This is a genomic window from Micromonospora sp. IBHARD004 (assembly GCF_052814115.1).
Genome location: NZ_CP199934.1, coordinates 4268193 through 4292963, shown reverse-complemented (window position 1 = coordinate 4292963; position 24771 = coordinate 4268193). Strand labels below are relative to the sequence as shown.

At 76.6% G+C, this 24771-nt stretch carries 19 protein-coding genes and 1 riboswitch; of the genes, 10 read left to right on the top strand and 9 right to left on the bottom strand.

Annotated features, from left to right (window positions below; translation table 11 throughout):
* Positions 1-30: 30 nt before the first annotated feature.
* Positions 31-4161: a SpoIIE family protein phosphatase gene (locus ACTWO6_RS20960; protein ID WP_446215517.1), complete on the bottom strand. Its 4131-nt coding sequence runs from the start codon at positions 4159-4161 to the stop codon at positions 31-33.
* A 212-nt stretch (positions 4162-4373) separates the two neighbouring features.
* Here ACTWO6_RS20960 and ACTWO6_RS20955 point away from each other — a divergent pair, with 212 nt between their 5' ends.
* The gene (locus ACTWO6_RS20955; protein WP_446215516.1) at positions 4374-5021 is read left to right on the top strand and encodes a DedA family protein; all 648 of its coding nucleotides are present in this window, start codon (positions 4374-4376) and stop codon (positions 5019-5021) included.
* A gap of 98 nt (positions 5022-5119) precedes the next feature.
* Here the strand turns inward: ACTWO6_RS20955 and ACTWO6_RS20950 are convergent, their stop codons facing one another.
* Positions 5120-5563: a hypothetical protein gene (locus tag ACTWO6_RS20950; protein WP_446215515.1), complete on the bottom strand. Its 444-nt coding sequence runs from the start codon at positions 5561-5563 to the stop codon at positions 5120-5122.
* A 10-nt stretch (positions 5564-5573) separates the two neighbouring features.
* Positions 5574-6806 (bottom strand): DUF6745 domain-containing protein, encoded by a 1233-nt coding sequence (locus ACTWO6_RS20945; RefSeq protein WP_446215514.1) that lies wholly within the window; start codon positions 6804-6806, stop codon positions 5574-5576.
* A 130-nt stretch (positions 6807-6936) separates the two neighbouring features.
* Between ACTWO6_RS20945 and ACTWO6_RS20940 the strand changes: the two genes are divergently transcribed.
* A complete protein-coding gene (locus tag ACTWO6_RS20940) occupies positions 6937-7320 on the top strand; it encodes a cupin domain-containing protein (protein WP_446215513.1) in 384 nt (127 codons plus the stop codon).
* Between the two features lie 30 nt (positions 7321-7350).
* On the opposite strand, the gene ACTWO6_RS20935 is transcribed toward ACTWO6_RS20940, so the two are convergent.
* A complete protein-coding gene (locus ACTWO6_RS20935; protein ID WP_446215512.1) occupies positions 7351-7866 on the bottom strand; it encodes a nitroreductase/quinone reductase family protein in 516 nt (171 codons plus the stop codon).
* A 123-nt stretch (positions 7867-7989) separates the two neighbouring features.
* Here ACTWO6_RS20935 and ACTWO6_RS20930 point away from each other — a divergent pair, with 123 nt between their 5' ends.
* On the top strand, positions 7990-8412 hold the full coding sequence (locus ACTWO6_RS20930) for an NUDIX domain-containing protein (protein WP_446215511.1): 423 nt from the start codon (positions 7990-7992) through the stop codon (positions 8410-8412).
* Positions 8413-8472: 60 nt separating this feature from the next.
* Here ACTWO6_RS20930 and ACTWO6_RS20925 read toward each other — a convergent pair whose 3' ends face one another.
* Positions 8473-8604, bottom strand: a complete 132-nt coding sequence (locus ACTWO6_RS20925) for a hypothetical protein (RefSeq protein ID WP_446215510.1) — start codon at positions 8602-8604, stop codon at positions 8473-8475.
* 65 nt (positions 8605-8669) lie between these two features.
* Here ACTWO6_RS20925 and ACTWO6_RS20920 point away from each other — a divergent pair, with 65 nt between their 5' ends.
* Positions 8670-9890, top strand: a complete 1221-nt coding sequence (locus ACTWO6_RS20920; protein ID WP_446215509.1) for an FUSC family protein — start codon at positions 8670-8672, stop codon at positions 9888-9890.
* A gap of 6 nt (positions 9891-9896) precedes the next feature.
* Here the strand turns inward: ACTWO6_RS20920 and ACTWO6_RS20915 are convergent, their stop codons facing one another.
* Complete coding sequence (locus ACTWO6_RS20915; RefSeq protein WP_446215508.1) at positions 9897-10592, bottom strand: alpha/beta hydrolase; 696 nt, start codon at positions 10590-10592, stop codon at positions 9897-9899.
* A gap of 118 nt (positions 10593-10710) precedes the next feature.
* Positions 10711-11700, bottom strand: a complete 990-nt coding sequence (locus tag ACTWO6_RS20910) for a LacI family DNA-binding transcriptional regulator (RefSeq protein WP_446215507.1) — start codon at positions 11698-11700, stop codon at positions 10711-10713.
* A gap of 165 nt (positions 11701-11865) precedes the next feature.
* Here ACTWO6_RS20910 and ACTWO6_RS20905 point away from each other — a divergent pair, with 165 nt between their 5' ends.
* Both ACTWO6_RS20905 and ACTWO6_RS20900 read left to right on the top strand, forming a co-directional pair.
* Positions 11866-13083, top strand: a complete 1218-nt coding sequence (locus ACTWO6_RS20905) for an MFS transporter (protein ID WP_446215506.1) — start codon at positions 11866-11868, stop codon at positions 13081-13083.
* Between the two features lie 101 nt (positions 13084-13184).
* The gene (locus tag ACTWO6_RS20900; protein ID WP_446215505.1) at positions 13185-13523 is read left to right on the top strand and encodes a hypothetical protein; all 339 of its coding nucleotides are present in this window, start codon (positions 13185-13187) and stop codon (positions 13521-13523) included.
* A gap of 34 nt (positions 13524-13557) precedes the next feature.
* Here the strand turns inward: ACTWO6_RS20900 and ACTWO6_RS20895 are convergent, their stop codons facing one another.
* Together ACTWO6_RS20895 and ACTWO6_RS20890 are read right to left on the bottom strand one after the other, a co-directional pair.
* Positions 13558-15156, bottom strand: coding sequence for a glycosyltransferase 87 family protein (locus tag ACTWO6_RS20895; protein WP_446215504.1), 1599 nt, complete (start codon positions 15154-15156; stop codon positions 13558-13560).
* A gap of 197 nt (positions 15157-15353) precedes the next feature.
* Positions 15354-15749 (bottom strand): MBL fold metallo-hydrolase, encoded by a 396-nt coding sequence (locus ACTWO6_RS20890; protein ID WP_446215503.1) that lies wholly within the window; start codon positions 15747-15749, stop codon positions 15354-15356.
* Positions 15750-16043: 294 nt separating this feature from the next.
* Positions 16044-16220, top strand: a riboswitch (cobalamin riboswitch).
* Positions 16221-16573: 353 nt separating this feature from the next.
* Here ACTWO6_RS20890 and cobN point away from each other — a divergent pair.
* The 4 genes from cobN (at position 16574) to ACTWO6_RS20870 (ending at position 24751) form a co-directional block, all read left to right on the top strand.
* Positions 16574-20377 carry a cobaltochelatase subunit CobN gene (cobN, locus tag ACTWO6_RS20885; RefSeq protein ID WP_446215502.1) on the top strand — a complete coding sequence of 1268 codons (3804 nt, stop codon included), beginning with the start codon at positions 16574-16576 and terminating at the stop codon, positions 20375-20377.
* 29 nt (positions 20378-20406) lie between these two features.
* Entirely contained in the window at positions 20407-22689 is a 2283-nt protein-coding gene (locus ACTWO6_RS20880; RefSeq protein WP_446220716.1) for a VWA domain-containing protein, read from the top strand.
* A gap of 98 nt (positions 22690-22787) precedes the next feature.
* Positions 22788-23399: a cob(I)yrinic acid a,c-diamide adenosyltransferase gene (gene cobO / locus ACTWO6_RS20875; protein ID WP_446215501.1), complete on the top strand. Its 612-nt coding sequence runs from the start codon at positions 22788-22790 to the stop codon at positions 23397-23399.
* Positions 23393-24751, top strand: coding sequence for a cobyrinate a,c-diamide synthase (locus tag ACTWO6_RS20870; RefSeq protein ID WP_446215500.1), 1359 nt, complete (start codon positions 23393-23395; stop codon positions 24749-24751). Before cobO ends, ACTWO6_RS20870 begins: the two co-directional genes overlap by 7 nt.
* Positions 24752-24771: the final 20 nt, after the last annotated feature.

The window sequence follows — 24771 nt, the reverse complement described above, 5'->3', positions numbered from 1 at the left end:
CGGGCCGGCGATCGGGCAGGTGGCCGGCGCTCAGGACCCGCCGGAGAGCCGTTTCACCAGCCGTACCGTCGTCCCCTCGGGCGTGCCGACGATCGTCGCCTCGTCCATCACCCGCGCCATGATCAGCCGCCCCCGCCCCCGGTCCGCGCCGGCGTCCGGGTCGCTCGCCCGCCAGCCGCCGTGGTCGATGACCTCGATCTCCAGCCGGTCGTCGTGCAGCTCGGCCCGGAGGGTGGTGATCGCGCCCGGGGCGAACCGGTAGCCGTGCTCGATCGCGTTCGCGCACGCCTCGCCGGTGGCGATGAGTACCGTCTCGACGTCCCAATCGCTCACGCCGAGGCCGTGCAGCCAGGCCCGGAGCCGCTCCCGGGTGGGGGCGAGCTGGGCCGGGTCGGCCGGCACCTCGGCGGTGAAGACCGTCGGCCCCCGGTGCCGGTAGACCAGCACGGCGACGTCGTCGCTGCCGGAGGCCGGCAGCAGGTCGCGTACCAGCCGGTCGACCAGCTCACCCTCGGAGATGTCCCGACCGGCGGCGAGCACGTCCACCGCCCGGGAGATGCCCGCGTCGATCAGCTCCCGGCGCCGCTCCACCAGGCCGTCGGTGTAGAGCAGCAGCGTCGAGCCGGGCCGCACCCGGGCGACCGTCTCCGGACGCCGGTCGACCGCCACGCTGGCCAGCGGCACCGAACGGGCCCCGTCCAGCAGCTCGGCTGCGCCGTCCGGGTGCATCAGGATGCCCGGCGGGTGGCCGGCGGAGGAGTAGCGCACCTGGCCGCCCGCGCGGTCGATGATCGCGCAGAAGAGCGTGGTGCAGGCGCCGCCGGGAATCAGCCGAGCGAAGCCGTCCAGCGCGGAGAGCACCTCGGCCGGGCTCTTCGCCTGGAGCAGCATGGCCCGGCAGGCGCTGCGCAGCTGCCCCATCACCGTGGCCGCCGACAGCCCCCGTCCGACGCAGTCGCCGACCACCACGCCGACCAGGTCGCCGGGGAGCGGCACCACGTCGTACCAGTCGCCACCCACCTCCAGCGGGCGGACCGCCGGCTCGTAGCGGACCGCGAAGCCGGCCGGCAGGTCGGTCGGCCCGAGCATGGCCCGCTGCATGGCCAGCGCCACGCCCCGCTGCGTCTCGTAGGCGTGGGCCCGGACCAGCGCCTGGGCCAGCGCCCCGCAGAGCTGGCGGATCAGCGGCGCGTCCACCGCGGTCATCGCCCGGGGCGCGTCCGGCTCCAGCCAGATCCCCCCGGTGCCGACGCCCACCCCGATCCGGGCCGCGATGCCGGTCACCCGCCCGGCGTCGTCCCGGGCCAGGTACGGGTCGGCCTCCGGCAAGGTCGCGTCGAGGATCCGCCGGATCTCCGGGGTCAGCTCCCGTCCGGCGCTCACCACCACGGGCGTTCCGGCCGGGTCGGGACTGACCGCCACCCCACGCGCCCCGCCGAGCAGCTCGGCCAGCTCGGCGAGGCCGCCCGCCAGCACCTCGGTGATGTCGCTGGCGCTGGCCAGCCGGGTGGCCAGCGCGGCCACCGCGGTCTGCCGGGCGGCGCCGCGGACCTCGGCGGTGACGTCGCGCATGGTCGCCACGTGCAGCCGCTGGCCGGTGACCGGCTCCCGCAGCGCGTTGTGGACCGTCTCCACCCAGATCCGGTGCCCGTCCGCGTGCCGCAGCGGCACGGTCACCCGCCCGCCGTCGGCCTTCCCCATCTCCCGCACCATCGCCTCGACCCCACGCCGCTCCGCCGGCTCGGTCTCCGGGTCCGGCCACCACGACTGCGGGGCCGGTGCCGGCAGCTCCAGCCGGTCGAAGCCGAGCAGCCGGCAGAAGGCGTGGTTGGCCTCCACCAGGGTGAAGCTGGCGTCGTAGACCACGAAGGCGTCCTGCAACGAGTCGATCAGGGCGCTGCGCCAGGTCGCCTCCCGGTTGCGCAGCCGGGACAGCTCCAGGTGCGCCCGGACCCGGGCGAGCAGTTCCAGGGAGGAGAACGGCTTGGGCAGGTAGTCGTCCGCGCCGGCCCGCAGCCCCTCCACCGCCGCCTCCTCGCCGGCCCGGGCGGAGAGCAGGATGACCGGCACACCGGCCGTGCGCCGGTCGGCGCGCAGCGCGGCCAGCAGGGCGAAACCGTCCATCCGCGGCATCATCACGTCGGTGAGGACCAGGTCCGGGGGCTCGGTCGCGACCAGGTCCAGCGCCGCCCGGCCGTCGCCGGCCGCGAGCACCCGGTAGCTGGGCGCGAGCAGGCCGACCAGGAACGTCCGCAGGTCCTGGTTGTCGTCCACCACCAGCACGGTCGGGGCGTCCGCCGGCGGGGCCTGGCCGCCGGCCCGGTCGGTCGCCGCCGGGCCCGGCAGCGCCTCCGGCACCCAGCGCAGGGCCTCCTCGCCGTACGCCCCGGGCCTGGCCTCCTCCGCGCCGGGCCGGACCTCGGTGGGCCGGCCGTACGGGATCCGCGCCGTGAACGTGGAGCCCTCGCCCTCGACCGAGCGCACGCCCACCTCACCGCCGTGCAGCCGGACCAGCTCCTGGACCAGGGCCAGCCCGATGCCGGCGCCCTCGTGGGTCCGCCCGCCGCCGCCGCGTACCCGGTGGAAGCGGCGGAACAGCAGCGGCTGCTGGTCGGCCGGGATGCCGACGCCGGTGTCGCTGACCGAGAGGGTGACCGTCTCCTGGTCGCCCGTCAGCCGGAGCCGGACGATGCCTTCGAGGGTGTACTTCAGCGCGTTGGAGAGCAGGTTGACCACGACCTTCTCCCACATGTCCCGGTCCACGTACCCGGTGCGGGGCAGCGGCCGCACGTCCACCTCGAAGGCCAGCCCGGCCCCCTCCATCGCGTACCCGAAGGACTCGGCGATGCCCCGGGTGAGGGCCGCCAGGTCGGTGGGCACCCGCTCCGCCTCCAGCCGGCCGCCCTCGATCCGGGCGAAGTCCAGCATGTCGTTGACCAGTTTGCGCAGCCGGCCGGCGTTGCGGTGCACCAGCTCCAGCCGCTCCCGCTGGGCCGGTGGCAACGGCTCCCGCTCGTCGGCGAGACTCTCCTGCACCGGCCCGGTGATCAGCGTCAGCGGGGTGCGCAGCTCGTGACTGACGTCGGTGAAGAAGTTGGTCTTGGCCGCGTCCAGCTCGGCCAGCGCGGCGGCCCGCCGCCGCTGCGCCTCGTACGCCAGCACATCGGTCAGCGCGGTGGAGACCCGGCTCGCCACCAGGTCCAGGAAGTGCTGATACGGCTCGTCGAACGGTAGGTAGGGGCTCACGCCCAGGACCAGCGCCCCGACCGGCCGGCCACCCCCGGTGGCCAACAGCGGCAGCGCCACCGCTTCGTCGACGGGAGCCGGCTCCCCGACGCCGTCCGCGCGCGCCAGCGGCCAGGTCGTCCCGGCCAGGCCGGTCACTCGCACCGGCCGCCCCGTCTTGATCGCCTCCGCCACCTCGGCCGGCGGGTCGGCGGCGGTCCGCTCGGCCCCGTCGACGAGGCCGAACGACGCCACCAGGCGCAGTCGCTCACCGTCCGGCGTCGGGCTGTCGCCGTGGTCCGGCAGCTCCCCGACCAAATAGACCATGCCCGCCGGGAGGTCGGCGGGCCCGCGGGCCAGGATCCGGGAAGCCGCCCGGACGGCGTCCGCCGCGCTGTCCGCCTCGGCGATCGAGAGTTCACCCAGCTGGCGCAACAGCGCCAGGCGGCGGTCGCCGACGATCTGGCGGGTGACGTCGCTGGTGGCCACGAAAACTCCGTCGACCCGCCCGTCGGCGTTCTGGATGGGGCTGTAGGAGTAGGTCCAGTACGTCTCCTCCAGGAAGCCGTGCCGGAGCATGAAGAGCAGCTGATTGTGGGAGTAGGTGGATCCGCCGGACAGCGCCCGCTCGGTCAGGGGTCCGACGACGTCCCAGATCTCGGCCCAGCAGTCCACCGCGCGCTGACCGACGGCCGCCGGGAACTTGTCCCCGAGGACGCTCGTGTACGGGTCGTTGAAGATCTGCACCAGCTCGTGGCTCCACCAGAGCAGCATCGGGATCCGGGAGGGCATGAGGGTCCGGACCGCGGACCGCAGCTCCACCGGCCACGACTCGACGGGCCCCAGCGGGGTCGCCGACCAGTCCGTCGCCCGGAGCGCCGCGCTGGTCGGGTCGTCGCCGGGAAACAGCTCGTCGGCGGCTGTCCCACCCTCCACGTCCGGCCCCCCGTCCCGTCCACGTCCCCGGGCCCGGGCGCTCGCTCGCGCTGTAACCCTCCCGTCGCCGGCTATTCTCCCCGGCACGCCCGCGATTCATTCCTCGACCCGGCCGTCCCGTGGGCGGGACCGCCCGGCGCCCGGCTCCCAGGGGTGCCGCCGGGTGGGGTGACGCGGGGGTGGGGGCCGGCCGGCGGGGCGACAATCAGCGGATGGACCGGGTGCTGAACCTGCTGGTGGCGCTGCCGCCGGCCCTGGTGCTGGTCCTGGTCTTCCTGCTCCCGGCGCTGGAGGCGTCGACCTTCCTCGGCCTGGTCGTACCGGGGGAGGTGGCCGTGCTGGTCGGCGGGGTCCTCGCCCACGAGGGGCGGTTGCCGCTCTGGGCGGTGGTGGTCGCCGCGCTGGCCGGGGCGGCCCTGGGCGACCAGGCCGGCTACCTGGTCGGCCGCCGCTGGGGCCGGCGGCTGCTGGACCGGATGCCGCGCCGGTTCGTCCGCTCCGGGGAGCTGCGCCGGGCGCTCGACCTGGTCCGGCGGCGCGGCGCCCTGGCCGTGGTGCTCGGCCGGTGGGCGGCCGCGCTGCGGGCGCTGGTGCCGGGTCTCGCGGGCATGAGCGGGATACCGCGGCGCACCTTCACCCTGGCCAACGTCACCGGCGGGGCCCTCTGGGCGGTGACCGTGGCCGTGCTCGGCTACCTGGCCGGCGCCTCGTATCGGCTGCTGGAGCGGCGACTCGGCCTGGGCGGAGAGGTGCTGCTCGCGGTGGTGCTGCTGGTCATCGCGGTACGGATCTGGCTGGGCCGGCGGGCGGCACGCCGGGAGCGGGCCGCGGAGCGCGCCGACGGGGTCCGGACGGAGTGACGGCGGCACGCCGGTGACGGCGATCGGTCGGGTGCGGGCGGAATCGGTCGGGCCGCCGCCGCCACGCTCGGTGTCGCGGCGGCGGCCCGACCCCGCCGTCAGTCGGCGACCAGGAAGTCGGCCTGGCCGCGCTGGGTGCTGCGCTCGCGCTGCCGGCGCACCAGGTACGTCCCCGGCGCGATGCCGGAGCCGCCGTGCTCGGGATGGATCAGGTACGCGGGCCGGGTCGCCCGCAGCACCCCGACGGCGAGCCGCTGCCGGTCGTGGACCTCGGTGGTCCACTCGGCGGCGCCCGGCTCGGCGACCAGCGTGTGCGGGTTGCCCCCGGCCGCGCCGCGCAGCAGTTCCACGCCCGAGGGCGGCACCGGACGCCAGCGCGCCCGCGCCGGCACGTCGACGTCGTCGAGCACCGCCAGCGGGATGACGATCAGGTCGCCCTGGGCCTGGAGCCCGTCGACGACGGGGATGCGCACCTGCTGCTCCAGGTGGTCGAGGACGGTCAGTCCGGTGCGGTGGGTCAGCTCTTCCAGGGTCAGGTCCATGTGATCACCTTCAGGTTCGTCGGAGGAGGCGGGCGTACTGCTCGCCGGAGAGGCCGTACGACCAGCCGGCGGCGGCCACCGGATCGTCGAGGTCGGCGGGGACGCTGAGGCCGTACCGGCGGCGGTGGCCGTCGCGTTCGACGGAGCCGTTGACCGCCAGCAGGACCCGGGCCGGGGTGCCCCACACGCGCTGGGGCAGGTCGTAGAGCTGGAGCCGGCAGCTGGGGTTGCCGGGGTCGGGCGCCTCGGCGACCAGCGCCAACCGGGCCTGGTCGAGGTACGCGTCCCAGCCGAGGCGCTCGATCGCGCAGCGGCGCACCTCGACGTTGCGCTCCACCCCGATCCGCGCCACGGTCGGCTCCTCGATCACCCACGCCGGTACGGCGGTGCCGTGCCAGGCGTGGCCGCCCCAGCCGTCGGCGTACCCGATCGCCGGCCCGTGCCGGTTGTGGGTACGGACCTCGCCGTGCAGCGCCCCCGGCAGTGCCTCGGTGTGCGCCACGCCGGTCCGCTCGGTGACCACGCAGACGTCCTCCCGTGGCCACCACCAGCCGCAGGAGCGGGCGATGTCCGCCCAGAGGTCGACCTGCCGGTCGTCGTCCGGGTGGAACAGCCCGGGCCGCAGCCGCCGCCGCACGTCGTGGTACGCCACCCAGGGCGCGTCGTGCTGCCCGTGCCAGCGCAGGCCGGGCGGTTCGCCGACCGCCTCGGTGAGCGCGGCCCGCAGCGGCGTCCGGAGCCCGTCGTGCACCGACCGGTCCAGCGAGTCGCGCACCCCGACGACGAGCAGCTCGGCCAGGCTGACGCCGTCGGCGAGCGCCTCGGCCGGCGGCCGGGTACGGGCGATCCGATCCGTGGGCCACCAGAACGTCCGGGCCGGGCCCGCCCGCTCGTCGAGCCGGCCGGCGAGCCGGTGCGCCGCGTCGGCGAGCTGATGGGCCACGTGCCACGGGGCGGTTGGGTCGACCGGCCCGCCGAGCCGGATCGGGGGTTCGTCGAGCAGGTCCACGGCCTGCCGGGGGCTGGCCACCCACTGGAAGCGGGGGCGGCGCCGGCCGAGCAGGGCGTACAGGCCGGTGATGGCCCGTTTCGCGGTCTCCCGGTCGGCGGGTTCGGTGTGCAGGGCGGCCCGCAACCACTCGTCGCGGATCTCCGCCGCCCGGTGCCAGCGGTCGAGGTGTGCCGCATGGTCCCGGCCGGTTCCGGCGCGGCGTCTCGCCCGCTGCCGGCTGCTGGCGCTCATCGCGCGAGGGCGCGCACGCCCTTTCTCTCGATCATGGACCCGATGCTGGCAGAGCCGCGCCGCTCCCGCAAGGCGGTATCGGGCCGGAGCCGGGCCGACCAGCCTGATCACCCTGCTCGCCGACGCCGACGTGACCGGCGGCGCGCTGACCGCCAACCGGGCCACCCTGCACCGCGGCTCCCCGGGCGCCCCACCCCACCTGCACACCAGCGCGGCCGAAAGCTTCTTCGTCCTCGACGGCGTGCTCGACGTGCTGGTCGGCGAGGAGATCCGTACCCTGCGCCGCGGCGACCTGCTGGTCGTGCCGGCGGGCACCCTGCACGCCTTCGCCCCGGCCGCCGGCGAGTCCGCCGACGTGCTGGTGCTCTTCACCCCGGGCATCGTGCGCTTCGACTACTACCGGCTGCTGGAGCGGGTGTATCGGGGCGAGGCCGACCCGGCCGAGATCGGGGCGAGCGGCGAACGCTACGACAACCTCTACGTCGACAGCCCCGTCTGGCGCGCCCGGGGCTGACCCCCACCGGCCACCCCGGGTCGGGCCGGCTCAGCCGGTCCGACCCGCGCCGGGGTCCGGCAGGATCCGGAACACCGGGAAGCCGGCGGCGACCCGGGCGAAGTCGGCCGGCGGGGCGTGCCGGTCCACCGGCACGTGCGGTCGGGCGCCGGGGGCGAGGGCCAGGTGCCGGCGCAGGATCGGGGGCCGGTCGGCCACCGCCACCTCCACCAGCCGGACCGGCTCCCGCCGGCCGTGCCGCAGCACCGCCCGACCACCGGCCGCCCGGACGTTGGCCACCCAGTTGGCCCGCTCGCCGAGCATCGCCACCAGGTACCGCCCGCCGTCGTGGTCCGCCACCACCAGGGGCACGGAGACGACCCGGCCGGTACGCCGGCCCGGCACCTCCAGCGTCACCCAGTGCCCGGGCGCCAGCCCGGCCGCGTACTGCCGCGCCGAGAGGCCGTTCAACAGCCGGGCCAGGGCGTTCGCCCGGCCGCCCCGGTACATCCACCGCGCGTGCCGGCGCCAGATCCCGGCGCGGTACGGGTCACCTGTCGCGGGCATCGGAACCTCCTCGTGAACGGCCGCCACCTCCCATTGGGGACCCCGGGCGCGACGCGCAGAAGGGCCGACCGGCCCGGTCCGGCCGGGACCCCGGCGGTGGGCGCCGGGCAGTAGGTTGGCCGGATGCACCCGATCGCCTGCGTCCTGCTGGTCGACCGCGCCGGGCGGCTGCTGCTCCAGCTCCGCGACGCGCACGCCCCGCACCACCCGAACGTCTGGGGCCTGCCCGGCGGGCACTGGGAGCCGGGGGAGGCCATCGACGAGACGGCCGTCCGGGAGCTGTGGGAGGAGACCGGGCTGCGGCCCGACGGGGAGCTGCGGCTCTTCGCGACGCAGGAGCTGCCCGAGATCGACCGGGTCAAGCACTACTTCTGCGGCGCGACCCGGGCCGGGCAGCGGGACGTGGTGCTCGGCGAGGGCGCGGCGATCCTCTTCACCGACCCGGACGAGCTCTTCGACGGCCGGCCGTACACCCCGGGCACGGCGGAGCTGCTCACCCGCTTCCTGAGCTCCCCGGAGTACGCCAGCCTCGCCACCGCCGACTGACGTCGCCGGCCGACCGCCCGGTCGCGCCGGGCGCGGCCACCGGGCCGGCGGGTCGGGCGGTCACCCGGGCGGTCGCCAGTCGGCGTACCCGGCCGTGCCACGCAACGCCATCCGGGACGGGGTGAGCCGGATCAGGGTGTTCCTCAGGGCGACGGCCGCCGGGTCGCTCGGCTGATCGGCGGGCTGCACCACCTGGTGTTCGGTGGCGCCGGGCGGGCGCCGGGCCGGCGGGCACGCGACGTCACCGGTGCCCGGAGGTGACCGGCGCCACCGGCGCGGGGCGGCCCTGGGCGCTGCCGTCCGGGCCGGGCCGGCGCACCATGGGTGGGTTCGACCCGGCGGCGGAGGAGGTGGCGATGGCACGCAAGGGCTGGTTCCCGGAGGCCGCGGTGCGGCTGCGGCGGGGCTGGCTGCCGGTGGTGGAGGCCACCCTCGCGGCGACCGTCGCCTGGGTCCTGGCCACCCGGCTGGTCGGCCACCCGCAGCCGTTCTTCGCTCCGGCCGCCGCGCTGATCGTGCTCGGCCAGGCCCGGGGGCAGCGGATGCGCCGGGCCGTGGAGGTGCTGCTCGGGGTGGCCGCCGGCGTGCTCGTCGCCGACCTGGTCGTCCAGGCGCTCGGTCCGCGTACCACGTGGACGGTCTTCACCGTCATCCTGCTGACCGTCGCCCTGGCGGTGGCGATCGGCGCCAGCTCGGTCTCCGTCGTGCAGGCCGCCGTCTCGGCGCTCTACCTGGTGGTGGTCGCGCCGCCGACCGAGTCGCTGATCCCGTTCCGGTTCGTCGACGCGCTGATCGGCGGCGCGGTGGCCGTCGTGGCGAGCCAGCTCGCCGACGCCCGTCGGCCGCTCGCGCCGCTGGTCGCCGAGTTCCGGCAGACCTTCCAGGGGTTGGCCGGGCTCCTCGACGAGATCGCGGCGGCCCTCGACCGGGGCGACGAGGCGGCGGCGCTGGCCGCGCTGGACCGGGCCCGGCACGCCGACGCCGGGGTGGAGCGGCTGCGCGGCGCGGTGCTCGCCGCCGGTGAGGCGCTGCGGCTCAACCTGCGGCGACGCCGTCACATCGGGCGGCTCCGCTCGGTGGAGGGCTCGATCCGGCAGATCGACTACGCGGTCCGCAACGTCCGGGTGCTCGCCCGGGCCGCGGTCACCCTGGTCCGGGGACCGGCGCCCGTGCCGGCCGACCTGGGCGCCGCCGTCCGCACCCTGGCGGAGGCCGTCCGCGCGGCCGGCGACGCGCTCGCCGCCGACCTGGCCGGGCAGGACGGCGCCGCCGACCGGCACGCCGAGCGGGCCGACGCGGCGGCGCTGGCGGCGGTCCGGGTCGCCGGGCGGCTCTTCACCCCCGGCCAGACCCTCCCGCTCGCCATGATCATCGGGCAGATCCGGGCCACCGCGATCGACCTGCTCCGCGGGGTGGGCGTGGACGACGACGCCACCGTGCTGGGCCGGGTGGACGCCGCGGTCACCGGACCCGCCTGACCGACGTCAGCCGGCGAGCCAGGCCACCGCCCGCTGCCGGATCTCCGCCGGCACCTCGTGGCCGCCGGCGAACTCGGCGTACTCCACCGGGTAGCCGAGGGAATGCAGCCGGGGGACCAGCCGCCGGCTGCACACGTCCACCGGCAGCACCCGGTCGTCGGTGCCGTGCGAGACGAAGGCGCGCGGCCGGCCGTGGGTCACCAGCGGCGCGGCGAAGCCGGGGGAGAAGGCCAGCACCGCGTCGACCAGGTCGCCGTTGGTCAGGCCCAGGGAGAGGGCGTACGACGCCCCGTCGGAGAAGCCGCCGACGGCCACCTCCGTCACCGGGTACGCCCCGAACACCGTGCCCAGCAGGTAATCGATCCGGGCCACATCGGGGCCGAACCCCTCGACGATCAGGTCCCAGCTGCTCGCCGTGGCCTGCGGGGCGAGCAGCAGCAGCCGGTGCGCGTCGGCCAGCGGGAGCAGCAGGTCGAGCCCCTGCTGGGCCGTCCCGCCGGCCCCGTGCAGCAGCAGCACCAGCCGGTACGGCCCGTCGCCGGCCGGGGCGCACAGCAGTGCCGGCGGGCCGCCGCCCGGCGCGGGCAACGGGGTCAGGCCGGTGGCGCCCCGGGCCACCGGCGGGGCCGGCCGCGCGTGGAGCCGGCCGTGCCGCGGGTTCTCCTCCTCCGGTCGCCGGTGCGGCGGCGCGGGCTCCGTCACCTCGTCTCGCCCCCTCCCGTCGGCCGATCCCCGGGCGGTTACCCCGCTTCCCGCCGGTCAACCGCCCGGTCGGGCGCTCTCCGGGCCAGGCTTCCTGCCGGTCGGGGCGCGCTGCCGGTCAGGCGCTCTCGCGGGCGACCAGCGTCGACGGGAATGCGGTGACCGGTGGCACCCGGCTGCCGTCCAGCACTGCGGTGGCCGCCGCCGTGGCGATCCGCCGGACCGGGTGGGTGGCGGTGGTGAGGGCGGGCGTGCTGACCGCCGCGTACGGGATGTCGTCGAACCCGGCCACCGCCACGTCGCCCGGCACCCGGAGCCCGCGCCCCCGCAGCGCGGAGATCACGCCGAACGCGGTGGCGTCGCTGGCCGCGAAGATCGCGTCGGTCTCCGGCCACCGGGTGAGGACCTCCAGCGCCGCCCGGCCGCCCCGGTCGGCGGTGAAGTCACCGGCGACCAGCCGCACCGGCAGGCCGGCCGCGCGCATCAGCGCCCGGTACGCGGTCACCGACCGACCGGCGCAGGAGAGCCAGCGGGGTCCGGTGACCATGGCGATCCGGCGGCGGCCCGAGTCGTACAGGTGGCGGAGCACCGCGTCGGCGCCCCCGGCGTTGTCCACGTCGAAGGAGGGCACGGTCGCCGAGCCGATGCCGATCGAGGCCACCCGGCCGCGCAGGCCCGCCGGCACCGCGTCCAGCACCGGTTCGGTGGTGTTGACCAGCACCACCCCGCAGACACCCCGGTCCTCGCCGAGCCGCCGCAGGCCGGCGGGGGCGCGCAGGGACAGCCACTCCAGGGCCACCCCGACCCCGTGTGGCGCGCAGACCCGGGCGGCGGCGCCCACCACCCGGTCGACGTACGGGTCGTCGAGGACCGTGGCGTCGGCGCCGGACACGGCGATCACCAGCCGGACCCCGGCCCCGCGTACCAGGGCGCGGGCCGCCTGGTTCGGCACGTAGCCGAGCCGGTCGGCGGCGGCGGCGACCCGGTCCCGGGCGGCGGGCGAGGCGAACCCGGTGCCGGCGATCACCCGCGAGGCGGTCGACCGGGACACCCCGGCCGCCCGGGCCACGTCCTCGAGCGTCGCCGGGCGGGTCGTCGGCCTGCTCATGTCGTCCTCCACCCGTCCCCGGCCGGCCCCCGCACCCGCCCCACCCCGGCATCATGCCGGTTCGCGGCGGTCGCCGGTAAGGGGCGGATCCGGCTTGTGGTGGTAGCGCTCTCAGGTGTGCGATCGTCGGCGAGGCAGTCCATCCGGGGAGAGGAAGACAGCGCTGTGAGCAGCACCACCGACACACCGACCGCCGACCGGCGGGCGGTACCGCGGCCGGTCCTGGCCGCCCGTACCGGGGTGGCGGTCGTGTTCGCCCTCAACGGGCTGGCGGTGGCCACCTGGTTCTCCCGGGTCCCGGCGGTCAAGGAGTCCCTCGACCTGAGCGCCGGCCGGCTGGGTCTGCTGCTGCTCGCGATGTCCGTCGGCGCGCTGCTGGCGATGCCGACCGCCGGCCTGGTCACCCAGCGCCTCGGGCCGGCCCGGACGGTGGCCACCTCGACCCTGCTCGTCGCGGTCGGCATGACGGTGGTCGGGCTCTCCGCCGGGCTCGCCGGCTCGCTGGCCGGCGTCGCCGCCGGGCTGTTCGCCCTCGGCTACGGCTCCGGCGCCTGCGACGTGGCGATGAACATCGAGGGCGCGGCCGTCGAGAAGCGGCTGGGCCGGACCATCCTGCCCCGGTTCCACGCCGCCTGGAGCCTGGGCTCGGTGGCCGGGGCGGGGATCGGCGCCGGGGCGGCCCGGGTGGGCGTACCGGTCGGGGTGCACCTGACCGTGCTGGCGATGGTGGTGCTGATCGGCACGCTGCTCGGCGCCCGGTCCTTCCTGCCGGCCGCCGCGGGGGCCGACGGCGCGGCGGAGCCGGCGGCCCGCCGGCGGGCGCTGCTGGCCGCCTGGCGGGAGCCCCGGACCCTGCTCGTCGGCCTGCTGGTGCTGGTGATGGCGTTCACCGAGGGCAGCGCGAACGACTGGCTGGCGGTCGCCTTCGTCGACGGGTACGGGGTCAGCGAGGCGGTCGGCGCCGCCGTCTTCGGCGTCTTCGTGGTCGGCATGACGCTCGGCCGTACCGCCGGCACCGTGGCCATCGACCGGTGGGGACGGGTGCCGGTGCTGCTCGGCACCATCGGCCTTGCCGCCGGCGGGGCCACCCTGGCGGTGCTGGCCGGCTCCGGGCCGCTGGCGGTCGCCGGCGTGGCGCTCTGGGGGCTCGGCGCCTCGCTCGGCTTCCCGGTCGGGATGAGCGCCGCCGCCGACGACGAGGACCGGGCGCCGGCCCGGGTCAGCGTGGTCGCGGTGATCGGCTACACCGCCTTCCTGGGCGGGCCGCCGCTGCTCGGCCTGCTCGGCGACCAGGTCGGCACGCTGCGCGCGCTGCTGGTCGTGCCGATCCTGCTGCTGCCCACCCTCGCTCTGGTCCCGGTGCTGCGCCCACCGGCCCGCTGACCCGCCCGGGCCCGACGGTCAGTGTGCTGCCATCCGGCTCGCAGGTGACTGTCAGGAAAGGGTGCTGCACTGGGAGGGACGCCGAGGAGAGGAGCCGGGCAATGGGCTGGTTCAGCCGACGGTCACGCGCTGCCGACACGACGACCCCGACCAAGCTCGACCGGGAGGCGACCGGGGACGACCTCGCCGCCCTGGAAGCATTCGCCATCAGCCGGCAGGGCGTGGAGTTCTACCTGGAACCGGAGACCACGGCGACCGACACCACGGTGGTCGCGATCGCCCACGACGGCGAGTGGATCCGCCGCCGCACCGGCTCGCCGCGCGCCGCCGGGAAGATCGCCCAGAAGCACGCCATCCCGCTGTACGAGGCCGGCCGCACCGGCTACCCGGAGCGGATGCGGGCCTGGAACCGGGCCCACCCGGAACGCCACGCCCGCTGAACCTTTCCGGGTTGCCGCGGGTCCGCCGGGACGGTCACTGCGGCGCGCGGAACGCGGCGGCGAGCTCGTCGTCGTACGTGGCGATCGGCCGGCCGTCGGCCGCGTAGGCGACGAGCCGACCGTGTGCCATCGTGGCCGACCGGAACGAGAAGGTGCGCGACCCGGGATAGGGGGCGAGCAGGGGGATGACCCGGGGCGCGCCGCCGGGAGCGGAGTAGTACTCCAGGCGGGCCACCTGCGGGGAGACAATTCCGTTGACCCGTACCTTGGTCTTCTCGGTCCTCGTGCCGAAGGTGACCGGCGGGCGGGTGCCGTACGCGGCGCAGGCGGCGGGCCCGCGGCAGACGAAGAAGTACCGCGGGTTCACCACGTCGTCGAGGGTGTAGGCCTTGAACGTCGGGTCGGCGCCGGCCGGTAGCGGCTGCACGGCGAAGAACGCCAGCGTCGCCGTGGCGGCCACGCCCACCCGCAGCCACGCCCGGCCGACGGTCGGCTGCCGGTGCGGCCGGGACGCCGCGACCGCGATGCCGCCGAAGCCGGCCAGGCAGAGCGCGCACACGCCGAGCGCGCGGGCGTTCTCGAACAGGAACTGCACGCCGGGCCGCGTCGAGACCGGACCCAGCACCGCCCCCAGCGACAGCACCATGGTCACCAGCAGGGCCGCGCCGGCGACCTTCCGGGCGGGTCCGGACGCGCCGATCAGCAGCATCGCGGCCAAAACCGGCCAGACCTGGTGGTGGGTCCAGGACACCGGCGACGCGGCCACGGTGGCGCAGCCGACGAGCACCGCGGCGTGCCCGGGCCGGCCGTGGCGGGTGAGCTGCCGCGCGCGCAGCAAGGCCACCGCGCAGATCGCGCCCACCAGCGCGGCCCAGACCAGCGGCAGGGACGCCTCGTCGACGCCGAGCCGCAGCAACATGCCGTGCAGCGACTGGTTGCCCAGGGAGGCCAGGTTGCCGATCCGGGAGGTCTGGAACACGGTGCCGGTCCAGTAGCTGCGGCTCTCCGCGGGCAGGACGGCGGCGGCGATCCCCGCGCACGCCACGAAGGTGAGCGCCGCGCGACCGGCGTCGCGGTACCGGCCGCTGGCGAGGAAGTACACCACGAACAGCAACGGGGTCAGCTTGATCGCCGCGGCCACCCCGACCAGGATCCCGCGGAACCGGGGCGGCGCGACCCCCATGCCGTCCAGGAGCGCCAGGAGCACGACGAAGATGCTGACCTGCCCGAAGCGCAGGTTGCTCTGCACCGGCGCGGAGAGCATCAGCACCGCGGCCACCGTCGCCACGGCGAGCGGGCGTCGGGACCGCCCGCTCGCCAGCACGCCACCGACCGGCACGGCGATGGCGACCACCGCCGCGACCGTCAGCAGCAGCCAGATCACCTGTGCCACGGACTCGGTGACCGCGGTGACCGGCCAGAGCGCGACCGCTGCGAACGGCGGGTAGGTGAACGGGCCGCCGTTCTCCGCGACGTACGCGTACAGCGGGCGCCCGGACCGCAGCTGGGTCAGCGCCCCGTAGTAGATGTGCAGGTCGGAGAGGCGGTCCGGACGCCGCAGCACCAGCACGGTGGACACCAGCGCGGTCACCGCGAACCCGGCCCACACCAGCACGACCCGGCGGTCTCGCATCGCCTGAGGATAGGGCAGTCCGGGCTCGGATCGGGGGCCGTGGGCCGGTCAGGCCGCCAGCGCCTCCCGGGCCTGCGCCAGGGTCATCGGGTCGCTGTGGCTGGAGACGTACCAGCCGTAGTCGTCGTCGAGCAGGCCGCCGGAATGGCCAGGTCGGGACCGTCCGCCGGGGACCGCAGGTGCGCCGGCGGCGGGTATCAGCAGTCGCGGAGCAGCAGCACGCCCGAGTCGGGCACCAGCACGACGGACGAGTCCGGGGCGTGCCGACCCCTGACGTGCCGCACCCCTACGCCCGCCTCGGCGCGCAGCGGCTCGACGCCGGCGGCGTGACCGACGATCTCGACGTCGGGCCAGGCGCAGGCGCCCCAGACGTGGTCCCAGTAGTGGTGGGTGTAGACGAGCCACCGCGCGGCGGGCAGGTCGGCCGCGCGCAGCGCGGCCTGGATCTCCCGGGCGTGCGCCGGGCTCTGCCCCGCGTCGACGATCACACTTCCGCCGTCGCCGGCGACGACGGCCACGCCGGGCCGGACGTTGTCCGGGTCGGGATCGCCGGGATGGAGCCACACCCGGCAGGCGAGATGTCGGAGCGTCACGGTGTCGATGGCGGCAATTCCTCACGGGGCCGCGGCCGAGGTCCACTGTCGACCCCCGTTGCTAGCCGCCCGGGCCCTCCCGCCAGGGGCGGAGCGGCCGGCGCCGGAGTGGGAAACCGTGCGGCGGGAATGGCGTGGAAGGGCGCGGCGCGGACCGGCAGAATGTGCGCCGGGCATCGGCGTCCGCCATTCTGCTCCGGGTCGGTCGCGGGTCAAACACATCGACCGCAGGTGATGCTGCTGCCGGGGCCAGTCCCGGCGAGGCGGCCGTTGACCGGCGGCGGGCGGGTGTGGCAGCATTCGCGGCCTGACGGCAGTGAAGGAAGCCGGTGTGATTCCGGCGCGGTCCCGCCACTGTCACCGGGGAGCGATCCCCCCTCGTGAGTCACGGCCGTGTGTCTGCGGTTGGAAGGCCGGGGGTGAGCGTCGATCCGGGAGCCAGGATACTTCGGCCGTCGGGAGTTGACCCCAGGGCGTGGACACCCGAGGAGGACCCGATGCACGGCTGCTCTGCCATCGACGATGATCGTCGCATTCGGCCGGCGCGCACCGACGCGCCATTGACCGCCCACCCCGCCGCACCGCGTTCCGGTCGCGCTCCAGTGCGCCCGACCGTCCGCGTGATCCGGCGCCGCGCCGCCACCGGTCCCGTCCGGCTCGTCGCCGCTCTCCGCTGAGTTCCGTCCCGCCCCGGTCCGCCGCCGGCCGCGTCCGCGTACCCACGCGTCGCCGGTGAGCCGGCCGACCGGCGGCTGAACCCCGCACCCACCCCTGCCCGTCGGCGGTCGACCCGCCTCCTCGGGTGTCACTCTCCGGAGCTGTCCGTGCGCATCCTGCTGCTCTCCACCGCCGACACCGACCTGCTGGCCGCCCGCGCCAGCGGCGCGGGCTACCGGCTGGCCAACCCCGCCCGGGTCGCCGCCGACGCCGTGCCCGCGCTGCTCGACGGCGCCGACCTGGCCGTCGTACGCCTGCTCGGTGGCCGGCAGGCGTGGCCGGACGGGCTCGCCGCCGTGCTCGCCTCCGGCGTGCCGACCGTGGTGCTCGGCGGCGAGACGCTGCCCGACGCCGAACTGATGGCGGCCTCCACCGTGGCTGCCGGGGTGGCCACCGGCGCGTTGGCCTACCTGGTCGAGGGTGGCCCGGACAACCTCGCCCAGCTGGCCCGGTTCCTGTCCGACACGGTCCTGCTCACCGGCGAGGGCTTCGCCCCGCCCGCGCCCACCCCGCCGTACGGCATCCTCGGCGACCCCACCCACGACCGCGCCCGCACCCCGCACCGCGACCGCGACGGCGACGGCATCCCCGACCGCGACGGCGACCGCATGCCCGACCGGGCCGGCGAGCGTGGCCGGGTCGCGACCGGCACGACCGACGCCGGGGGCTGCCCGCCGGAGGACGGGCGGCCGACGGTGGGGATCGTCTTCTACCGGGCGCACGCCCTGGCCGGGAACACCGCCTTCGTCGAGGCCCTGGCCGACGCGGTCGCGGCGGCCGGCGGGCGCCCGCTGCCGATCTTCTGCGGCTCGCTGCGCGGGCTCACCCCCGGCGCCGGACCCCTCGAGCTCTTCGCCCGCTGCGACGCGCTCGTCGTGACGGTGCTCGCCGCCGGCGGGACGGTCGCCGCCGACGCCTCCGGCGGGGGCGACGAGGACGCCTGGGACGTCGGCGCGCTCGCCGCCCTCGACGTACCGGTCATCCAGGCGCTCTGCCTGACCAGCACCCGGGAGCAGTGGGCGGCCGGCGACGCCGGACTCTCCCCGTTGGACGCCGCGATGCAGGTGGCCATCCCCGAGTTCGACGGGCGGATCATCACCGTGCCGTTCTCGTTCAAGCGGATCGACGCCGGCGGGCTCTCGGTCTACGAACCCGATCCGGAGCGGGCCGCCCGGGTCGCCGGCATCGCGGTGCGCCAGGCCCGGCTGCGGCACGTGCCGAACGCCGACAAGCGGCTCGCCGTCGTCCTCAGCTCCTACCCGACGAAACACTCCCGGGTCGGCAACGCCGTCGGGCTGGACACCCCCGCCTCGGCGGTACGGCTGCTCGCCGCCCTCGCCGACGCCGGCTGGCACCTCGGCGACGGGCCGGTGCCCGACGACGGGGACGCGCTGATCCACGCGCTCATCGCGGCCGGCGGGCACGACGTCGAGTGGCTCACCCCGGAGCAGCTCGCCGCCGCCGAGGCGCGGGTGCCGGGGGAGACCTACCGGCGCTGGTTCGACGCGGCCCCGGCCGGGCTGCGCGAGCGGATGCGGGAGCACTGGGGCGGGCCGCCCGGACAGCTCTACACCGACGGCGGGGACGTCGTCCTCGCCGGGCTGCGCTTCGGCAACGTGGTGCTGCTCATCCAGCCGCCGCGCGGCTTCGGGGAGAACCCGATCGCCATCTACCACGACCCCGACCTGCCGCCCAGCCACCACTACCTGGCCGCGTACCGGTGGCTGGCCGCGCCGGCCGCCGACGGCGGCTTCGGCGCGGACGCCGTGGTGCACCTCGGCAAGCACGGCACCCTGGAATGGCTGCCCGGCAAGGGGCTCGGGCTGGCCGCCGAGTGCGCCCCCGACGCCGTCCTCGGTGACCTGCCGCTGGTCTACCCGTTCATCGTCAACGACCCCGGCGAGGGCACCCAGGCCAAGCGCCGCGCCCACGCCGTCGTCGTCGACCACCTGGTGCCGCCGATGGCGCGCGCCGAGACGTACGGCGAGCTGGCCAGGCTCGAACAGCTCCTCGACGAGTACGCGACCGTGCAGGCCCTCGACCCGGCCAAGGCCCCGACGGTGCAGGCGCAGATCTGGGACCTGGTCCGCGCCGCCGAGCTGCACCACGACCTGCACACCGAGCAGATGCCGGACGCCGCGGACTTCGACGACTTCGTGCTGCACCTCGACGGGTACCTCTGCGAGGTCAAGGACGTGCAGATCCGCGACGGGCTGCACGTGCTCGCCCAGGCGCCCACCGGCGAGGCCCGGGTCAACCTGGTCCTCGCGGTGCTCCGCGCCCCGCAGGTGTGGGGCGGCGCCCGCGCCCTGCCCGGCCTGCGCCAGGCCCTCGCCGCGAGCGTCGGCCTGGACGAGCAGGAGCTGCTCGCCGCGCCCGGCGCCCGGGTGAGCCTGCCCGAGGCGCTGACCGACGTGGTGGACGGCCCCGCCGCCACCGCCGCCGACGCGGTCGACCTGATCGAGGCGCTGGCCCGCCGCCTGGTCGTCGGCATGGAGACCCTCGGCTGGGACGCCGGCAAGGTCGACGCCGTCGTCCGGGAGGTCGCCGGGCGGCCGATCCCGGACGCCGCCGACGTGCTGCGCTTCGCCGCCCGCGAGGTGGTGCCCCGGCTGGACCGGACCACCGACGAGCTCGACCGGGTGCTCGGCGCGCTCGACGGCCGCTTCGTCCCGCCCGGGCCGTCCGGCTCGCCCACCCGCGGCCTGGTCAACGTGCTCCCCACCGGCCGGAACTTCTACTCCGTCGACCCGAAGGCGATCCCGTCGCGCAACGCCTGGGACGTCGGGGTGGCGCTCGCCGAATCGCTGCTCGCCCGGCACCTCGCCGACACCGGGGCGTACCCCCGCTCGGTCGGGCTGACCGTCTGGGGCACCAGCGCCATGCGGACCCAGGGCGACGACGTCGCGGAGATCCTGGCGCTGCTGGGCTGCCGGCCCACCTGGGACGACCGGTCCCGCCGGGTCACCGGCGTGGCGGTGGTGCCCCTGGCCGAGCTGGGCCGGCCCCGCGTCGACGTGACCGTCCGCATCTCCGGCTTCTTCCGGGACGCCTTCCCGCACGTCGTCGCGCTGATCGACGACGCGGTCCGGCGGGTCGCCGCCCTCGACGAGCCGGCCGGCGACAACTACGTCCGGGCGCACGTCGCCGCCGACCTGGCCGAGCACGGCGACGAGCGGCGGGCCACCGCCCGGATCTTCGGCTCCAAACCCGGGGCGTACGGGGCGGGGCTGCTGCCGCTGATCGACGCCCGGAACTGGCGCACCGACGCCGACCTGGCCGAGGTGTACGCCGTCTGGGGCGGCTACGCCTACGGCCGCGGGCTGGACGGGCGGGAGGCGCGCGCCGACATGGCCCGCTCCTTCGCCCGGATCGCCGTCGCCGTCAAGAACCAGGACACCCGCGAGCACGACATCGTCGACTCCGACGACTACTTCCAGTACCACGGCGGGATGGTGGCGACCGTCCGCCACCTCACCGGCGTCGCGCCGGCCGCGTACGTGGGGGACTCGGCGATGCCGCACGACGTGCGGACCCGCACCCTCGGCGAGGAGACCCGGCGGGTGTTCCGGGCCCGGGTGGTGAATCCGAAGTGGATCGCCGCGATGCGCCGGCACGGCTACAAGGGCGCGTTCGAGCTGGCCGCCACCGTGGACTACCTCTTCGGCTACGACGCCACCGCCGGCGTCGTCGACGACTGGATGTACGCGCGGCTCGCCGAGGCGTACCTCTTCGACCCCGACACCCGGGAGTTCCTGGAGCGGTCCAACCCGTGGGCGCTGCGCGGGATCACCGAACGCCTGCTGGAGGCCGCCGAGCGGGGCATGTGGGCCGAACCCGATCCGGCCGTCCTCGACCGGCTCCGCGAGACGTACCTGGCCAGCGAGGGCGACCTGGAGGAGCGACGGTGACCGGCTACCCGTTCAGCGCGGTGCTCGGCATGGACGAGATGCGGCTCGCCCTGCTGCTCAACGCGGTCAACCCGGCCATCGGCGGGGTGCTGGTCCGCGGCGAGAAGGGCACCGCCAAGTCGACCGCCGTCCGGGCCCTCGCGGCCCTGCTGCCCCCGGTCGACCGGGTGGCCGGCTGCCGCTTCGGCTGCGACCCGGCCGCGCCCGACCCGGCCTGCCCCGACGGCCCGCACCCGGCCGGCGGCCACGCCGAACGCCGCCCGGCCCGGCTGGTCGAACTGCCGGTCGGCGCCGCCGAGGACCGGGTGGTCGGCGCGCTCGACCTGGAGCGGGCCCTCGCCGAGGGGGTACGCGCCTTCGAGCCCGGCCTGCTCGCCGCCGCCCACCGCGGCGTGCTCTACGTCGACGAGGTGAACCTGCTCCACGACCACCTGGTCGACCTGCTCCTCGACGCCGCCGCGATGGGGCGCTGCCACGTCGAGCGGGAGGGCGTCTCGGTCAGCCACGCCGCCCGGTTCCTGCTGGTCGGCACGATGAACCCGGAAGAGGGGGAGCTGCGCCCGCAGCTGCTCGACCGGTTCGGGCTCACCGTCGAGGTGGCCGCGAGCCGCGACCCCGCCGTCCGGGTCGAGGTGGTCCGCCGCCGGCTCGCCGCCGACGCCGACCCGGTCGGCTTCGCCGCCGGCTGGGCCGGGGCCGACGCGGAGGTGGCCCGCCGGGTCGTCGCCGCCCGGGACCGGCTGGACCGGGTGCGGCTCCCCGACGCCGCGCTGCGGCAGATCGCCGAGGTCTGCGCCGCGTTCGACGTCGACGGCATGCGCGCCGACATCGTCACCGCCCGGACCGCCGTCGCGCACGCCGCCTGGCAGGGTCGGGAGCGGGTGACCGCCGACGACGTCCGGGTCGCCGCCCGCCTCGCCCTGCCGCACCGCCGCCGGCGCGACCCCTTCGACACCCCCGGCCTGGACGAGAAGCGCCTCGACGAGGTGTTGCGACGGGCCCGGGACGAGCACCCCGACGACGACCCGCCGGACGGCGACCCTGGCCGCGACGGCGGTCCCGACGAGCCCGGCCCGGCCGGCGGACCCGGAGGCGGCGGTGCCAGCGGCGGACCCGGAGGCGGCGGTGCCAGCGGCGGGCCGGGCGAAGGCGTCGACGGTGGCGACCTGGCGGGTGCCGACGAGGGGCACGGTTCCGCGGGCCACGGCGGGACCGACCGGCACGGACCGTCCCGGGACCAGCGCCCGCCGGCACCCGCCGGCACGGACGACGCCGTGGACCGCGCCGACGCCGCCGCGCAGGCCGACGGAGAACGGGGGGACGGCGACGATGTCCGGTCACCCGCCCGCGGAGACGGGGCGGCGTACGGCGACGACAGCTGGCCGGACCGGCTCGGTGACCGATCCTTCGGGGGTCGCGACGATGGACCCGACGGCCGGCGGGGCAGCCGCGGGCGGCGCGGCGACGCCCAAGGCGACCCGACCGGGGACCGGGCCGGCACGGGGGTGCAGCAGGTGGCCGTACCCCGAGGGGGCCTGAAGGCCCTCCTGCTCACCGCCCCCGGGGTCGGCGACGGCGTGCCCGGCCGGCGGTCACGGGCCCGGACCGGGCGGGGCCGGACCACCGGCGCGCGGGTGCCCCTCGGGCGGCCCGGCGCGCTGCACCTGTCGGCGACCCTGCGCGCCGCCGCCCCGCACCAGGCCGCCCGGGGCCGGGCGGCCGGGCCGCTCCGGCTGCGCCCGCACGACCTGCGCGAGGCCGTCCGGGAGGGGCGGGAGGGGAATCTCGTCCTCTTCGTGGTCGACGCCAGCGGCTCGATGGGCGCGCGGCAGCGGATGACCGCCGTCAAGGACGCGGTGCTCGCCCTGCTCACCGACGCCTACCAGCGCCGGGACAAGGTGGCGGTGATCGCCTTCCGGGGCGCGGGCGCGCGGACCCTGCTGCCCGCCACCTCCTCGGTGCTGTCCGCCTCGACCCGGCTGGCCGAACTGCCCACCGGCGGGCGTACCCCCCTCGCGGAGGGCCTGCTCGCGGCCACCGACCTGCTGCGAGTGGAGCGGCTCCGCGACCCGACGCGCCGCCCCCTCGTCCTCGTCGTCACCGACGGCCGGGCCACCGCCGGCCCGCGCCCGCTCGACCGCGCCGCCCACGCGGCGGCCGCGCTCGCCGCCACCGGCGCCCCCTGCGTGGTCGTCGACTGCGAGTACGGCCCCGTCCGCCTCCACCTCGCCCGCCGCCTCGCCACCCAACTAGCCGCCCCCCACCACCCTCTCGACGGCTTGACCCTCTCGACCCTCACCAGCCCTCGGTGATCTTGCACTTCGAGCCCCGGCGGAACGGACGAAACCGCCGATATCAGGGGCACAAACCGCAAGATCGCGGGGAACCGACCCGACAGGAGCGTTGCCTGATGCCGCAGGGAAAGCCGTCCGTCGTACCCGCCGACGGGTTGACCACCCGGCAGCGGCGCCACCGACCGCTGACCATCGTCCACACCGGACAGATGAAGGGGAAGTCGACCGCCGCGTTCGGGCTGGCCCTGCGCGCCTGGACGGCCGGGCTGCCGATCGGGGTGTTCCAGTTCGTCAAGAGCGCCAAGTGGCGGGTGGGCGAGGAGAACGCCTTCCGCGCCCTCGGCGAGGTGCACCAGCGCACCGGCCAGGGCGCCCCGGTGGCCTGGCACAAGATGGGCGAGGGCTGGTCCTGGATCCAGCGCGGCGGCGAGACCGACCACGCCGCCGACGCCCTGGAGGGCTGGCGGCAGATCCAGCGCGACCTGACCGCGCAGCGCTACGGCCTCTACGTGCTCGACGAGTTCACCTACCCGATGAAGTGGGGCTGGGTGGACGTCGGCGAGGTGGTGGAGACCCTGCGTACCCGCCCCGGCTTCCAGCACGTCGTGATCACCGGCCGGGACGCCGACCCGCGCCTGGTCGAGGCCGCCGACCTGGTCGCCGAGCTGACCAAGGTCAAGCACCCGATGGACGCCGGCCAGAAGGGCCAGAAGGGGATCGAGTGGTGACCGGGGCATGGGCGTTGCCCCGGCTGGTGGTGGGGGCGCCGGCCAGCGGGCACGGCAAGACCACCGTCACCACCGGGCTGCTCGCCGCGCTGCGCCGCCGCGGCCTCACCGTCAGCCCGCACAAGGTCGGCCCCGACTACATCGACCCCGGCTACCACGCGCTCGCCGCCGGCCGGCCCGGCCGCAACCTCGACCCGTGGCTGGTCGGCGCGGAACGGATCGCGCCGCTGCTGCGGCACGGCGCGAGCGTCCCCACCCCCGCCGACATCGCCGTGGTGGAGGGGGTGATGGGCCTGCACGACGGCGCGGTCGGTCGCGGCGCGTACGCCTCCACCGCGCACGTCGCCCGGCTGGTCGAGGCGCCGGTGCTGCTGGTCCTCGACACCACCGCCCAGGGCCGCTCCGCCGCCGCGCTGGTGCTCGGCATGCGCGCCTTCGACCTCGCCGTGCGGATCGGCGGGGTCATCCTCAACCGGGTCGGCTCGCCCCGGCACGAGACCCTGCTCCGCGACGCGCTCGCCGAGGTGGGCGTACCGGTGCTCGGGGCGGTCACCCGGGCCGCCGAGGTGGCCGCCCCCTCCCGCCACCTCGGGCTGGTGCCGGTCGCCGAACGGGCCCCCGAGTCGCTCGCCGTCGTCGCCGCACTCGCCGACCTGGTCGAGTCCACCGTGGACCTCGACGCGGTGCTCGAACTGGCCCGCACCGCCCCGCCGCTGACCGTCCCGGCCTGGGACCCGGCCGTCGCCGTCGGCGGCGCCGCCGGCGCCGCCCGCCCGGTCGTCGCGGTCGCCGGCGGTGCGGCCTTCACCTTCTCGTACGCGGAGACCAGCGAGCTGCTCACCGCGGCCGGCGCGGACGTGGTGACCGTCGACCCGCTGCGCGACCCGGCCCTGCCCGCCGGCACCCGGGCCGTCGTCGTCGGCGGCGGCTTCCCCGAGGTGCACGCCGATGCGCTCGCCGCCAACGTCGGGCTCCGCGCCGAGCTTGCCGGCTTCGACGGCCCGGTCGTCGCCGAGTGCGCCGGCCTGCTCTACCTCGGCAGGGCCCTCGACGGGGTGCCGATGTGCGGGCGGCTCGACCACACCGCCCGGATGACCGGCCGGCTCACCCTCGGCTACCGTGACGCCGTCGCCGCCAGCGACTCCCCGGCGCACCGGTCCGGCGACCCGGTACGCGGACACGAGTTCCACCGCACCGTCACCGACCCCGGGCACGGCGACCGGCCCGCCTGGCGCTGGGACGGCGCCGCGCACGGCTTCGTCACCGGCCGGGTGCACGCCTCGTACCTGCACACCCACTGGGCCGGCCACCCGCACGCCGCCCGCCGCCTGGTCGAGGCGGCGAGCCGGTGAGCGCCCGCGACGGGGACCGG

Coding starts and splice junctions, on each gene's coding strand:
- ACTWO6_RS20955 (WP_446215516.1), top strand. CDS start 4,374: ATGGACCGGGTGCTGAACCTGCTGGTGGCGCTGCCGCCGGCCCTGGTG.
- ACTWO6_RS20950 (WP_446215515.1), bottom strand. CDS start 5,563: ATGGACCTGACCCTGGAAGAGCTGACCCACCGCACCGGACTGACCGTC.
- ACTWO6_RS20945 (WP_446215514.1), bottom strand. CDS start 6,806: ATGAGCGCCAGCAGCCGGCAGCGGGCGAGACGCCGCGCCGGAACCGGC.
- ACTWO6_RS20935 (WP_446215512.1), bottom strand. CDS start 7,866: ATGCCCGCGACAGGTGACCCGTACCGCGCCGGGATCTGGCGCCGGCAC.
- ACTWO6_RS20930 (WP_446215511.1), top strand. CDS start 7,990: ATGCACCCGATCGCCTGCGTCCTGCTGGTCGACCGCGCCGGGCGGCTG.
- ACTWO6_RS20910 (WP_446215507.1), bottom strand. CDS start 11,700: ATGAGCAGGCCGACGACCCGCCCGGCGACGCTCGAGGACGTGGCCCGG.
- ACTWO6_RS20900 (WP_446215505.1), top strand. CDS start 13,185: ATGGGCTGGTTCAGCCGACGGTCACGCGCTGCCGACACGACGACCCCG.
- ACTWO6_RS20895 (WP_446215504.1), bottom strand. CDS start 15,156: ATGCGAGACCGCCGGGTCGTGCTGGTGTGGGCCGGGTTCGCGGTGACC.
- ACTWO6_RS20880 (WP_446220716.1), top strand. CDS start 20,407: ATGGACGAGATGCGGCTCGCCCTGCTGCTCAACGCGGTCAACCCGGCC.
- cobO (WP_446215501.1), top strand. CDS start 22,788: ATGCCGCAGGGAAAGCCGTCCGTCGTACCCGCCGACGGGTTGACCACC.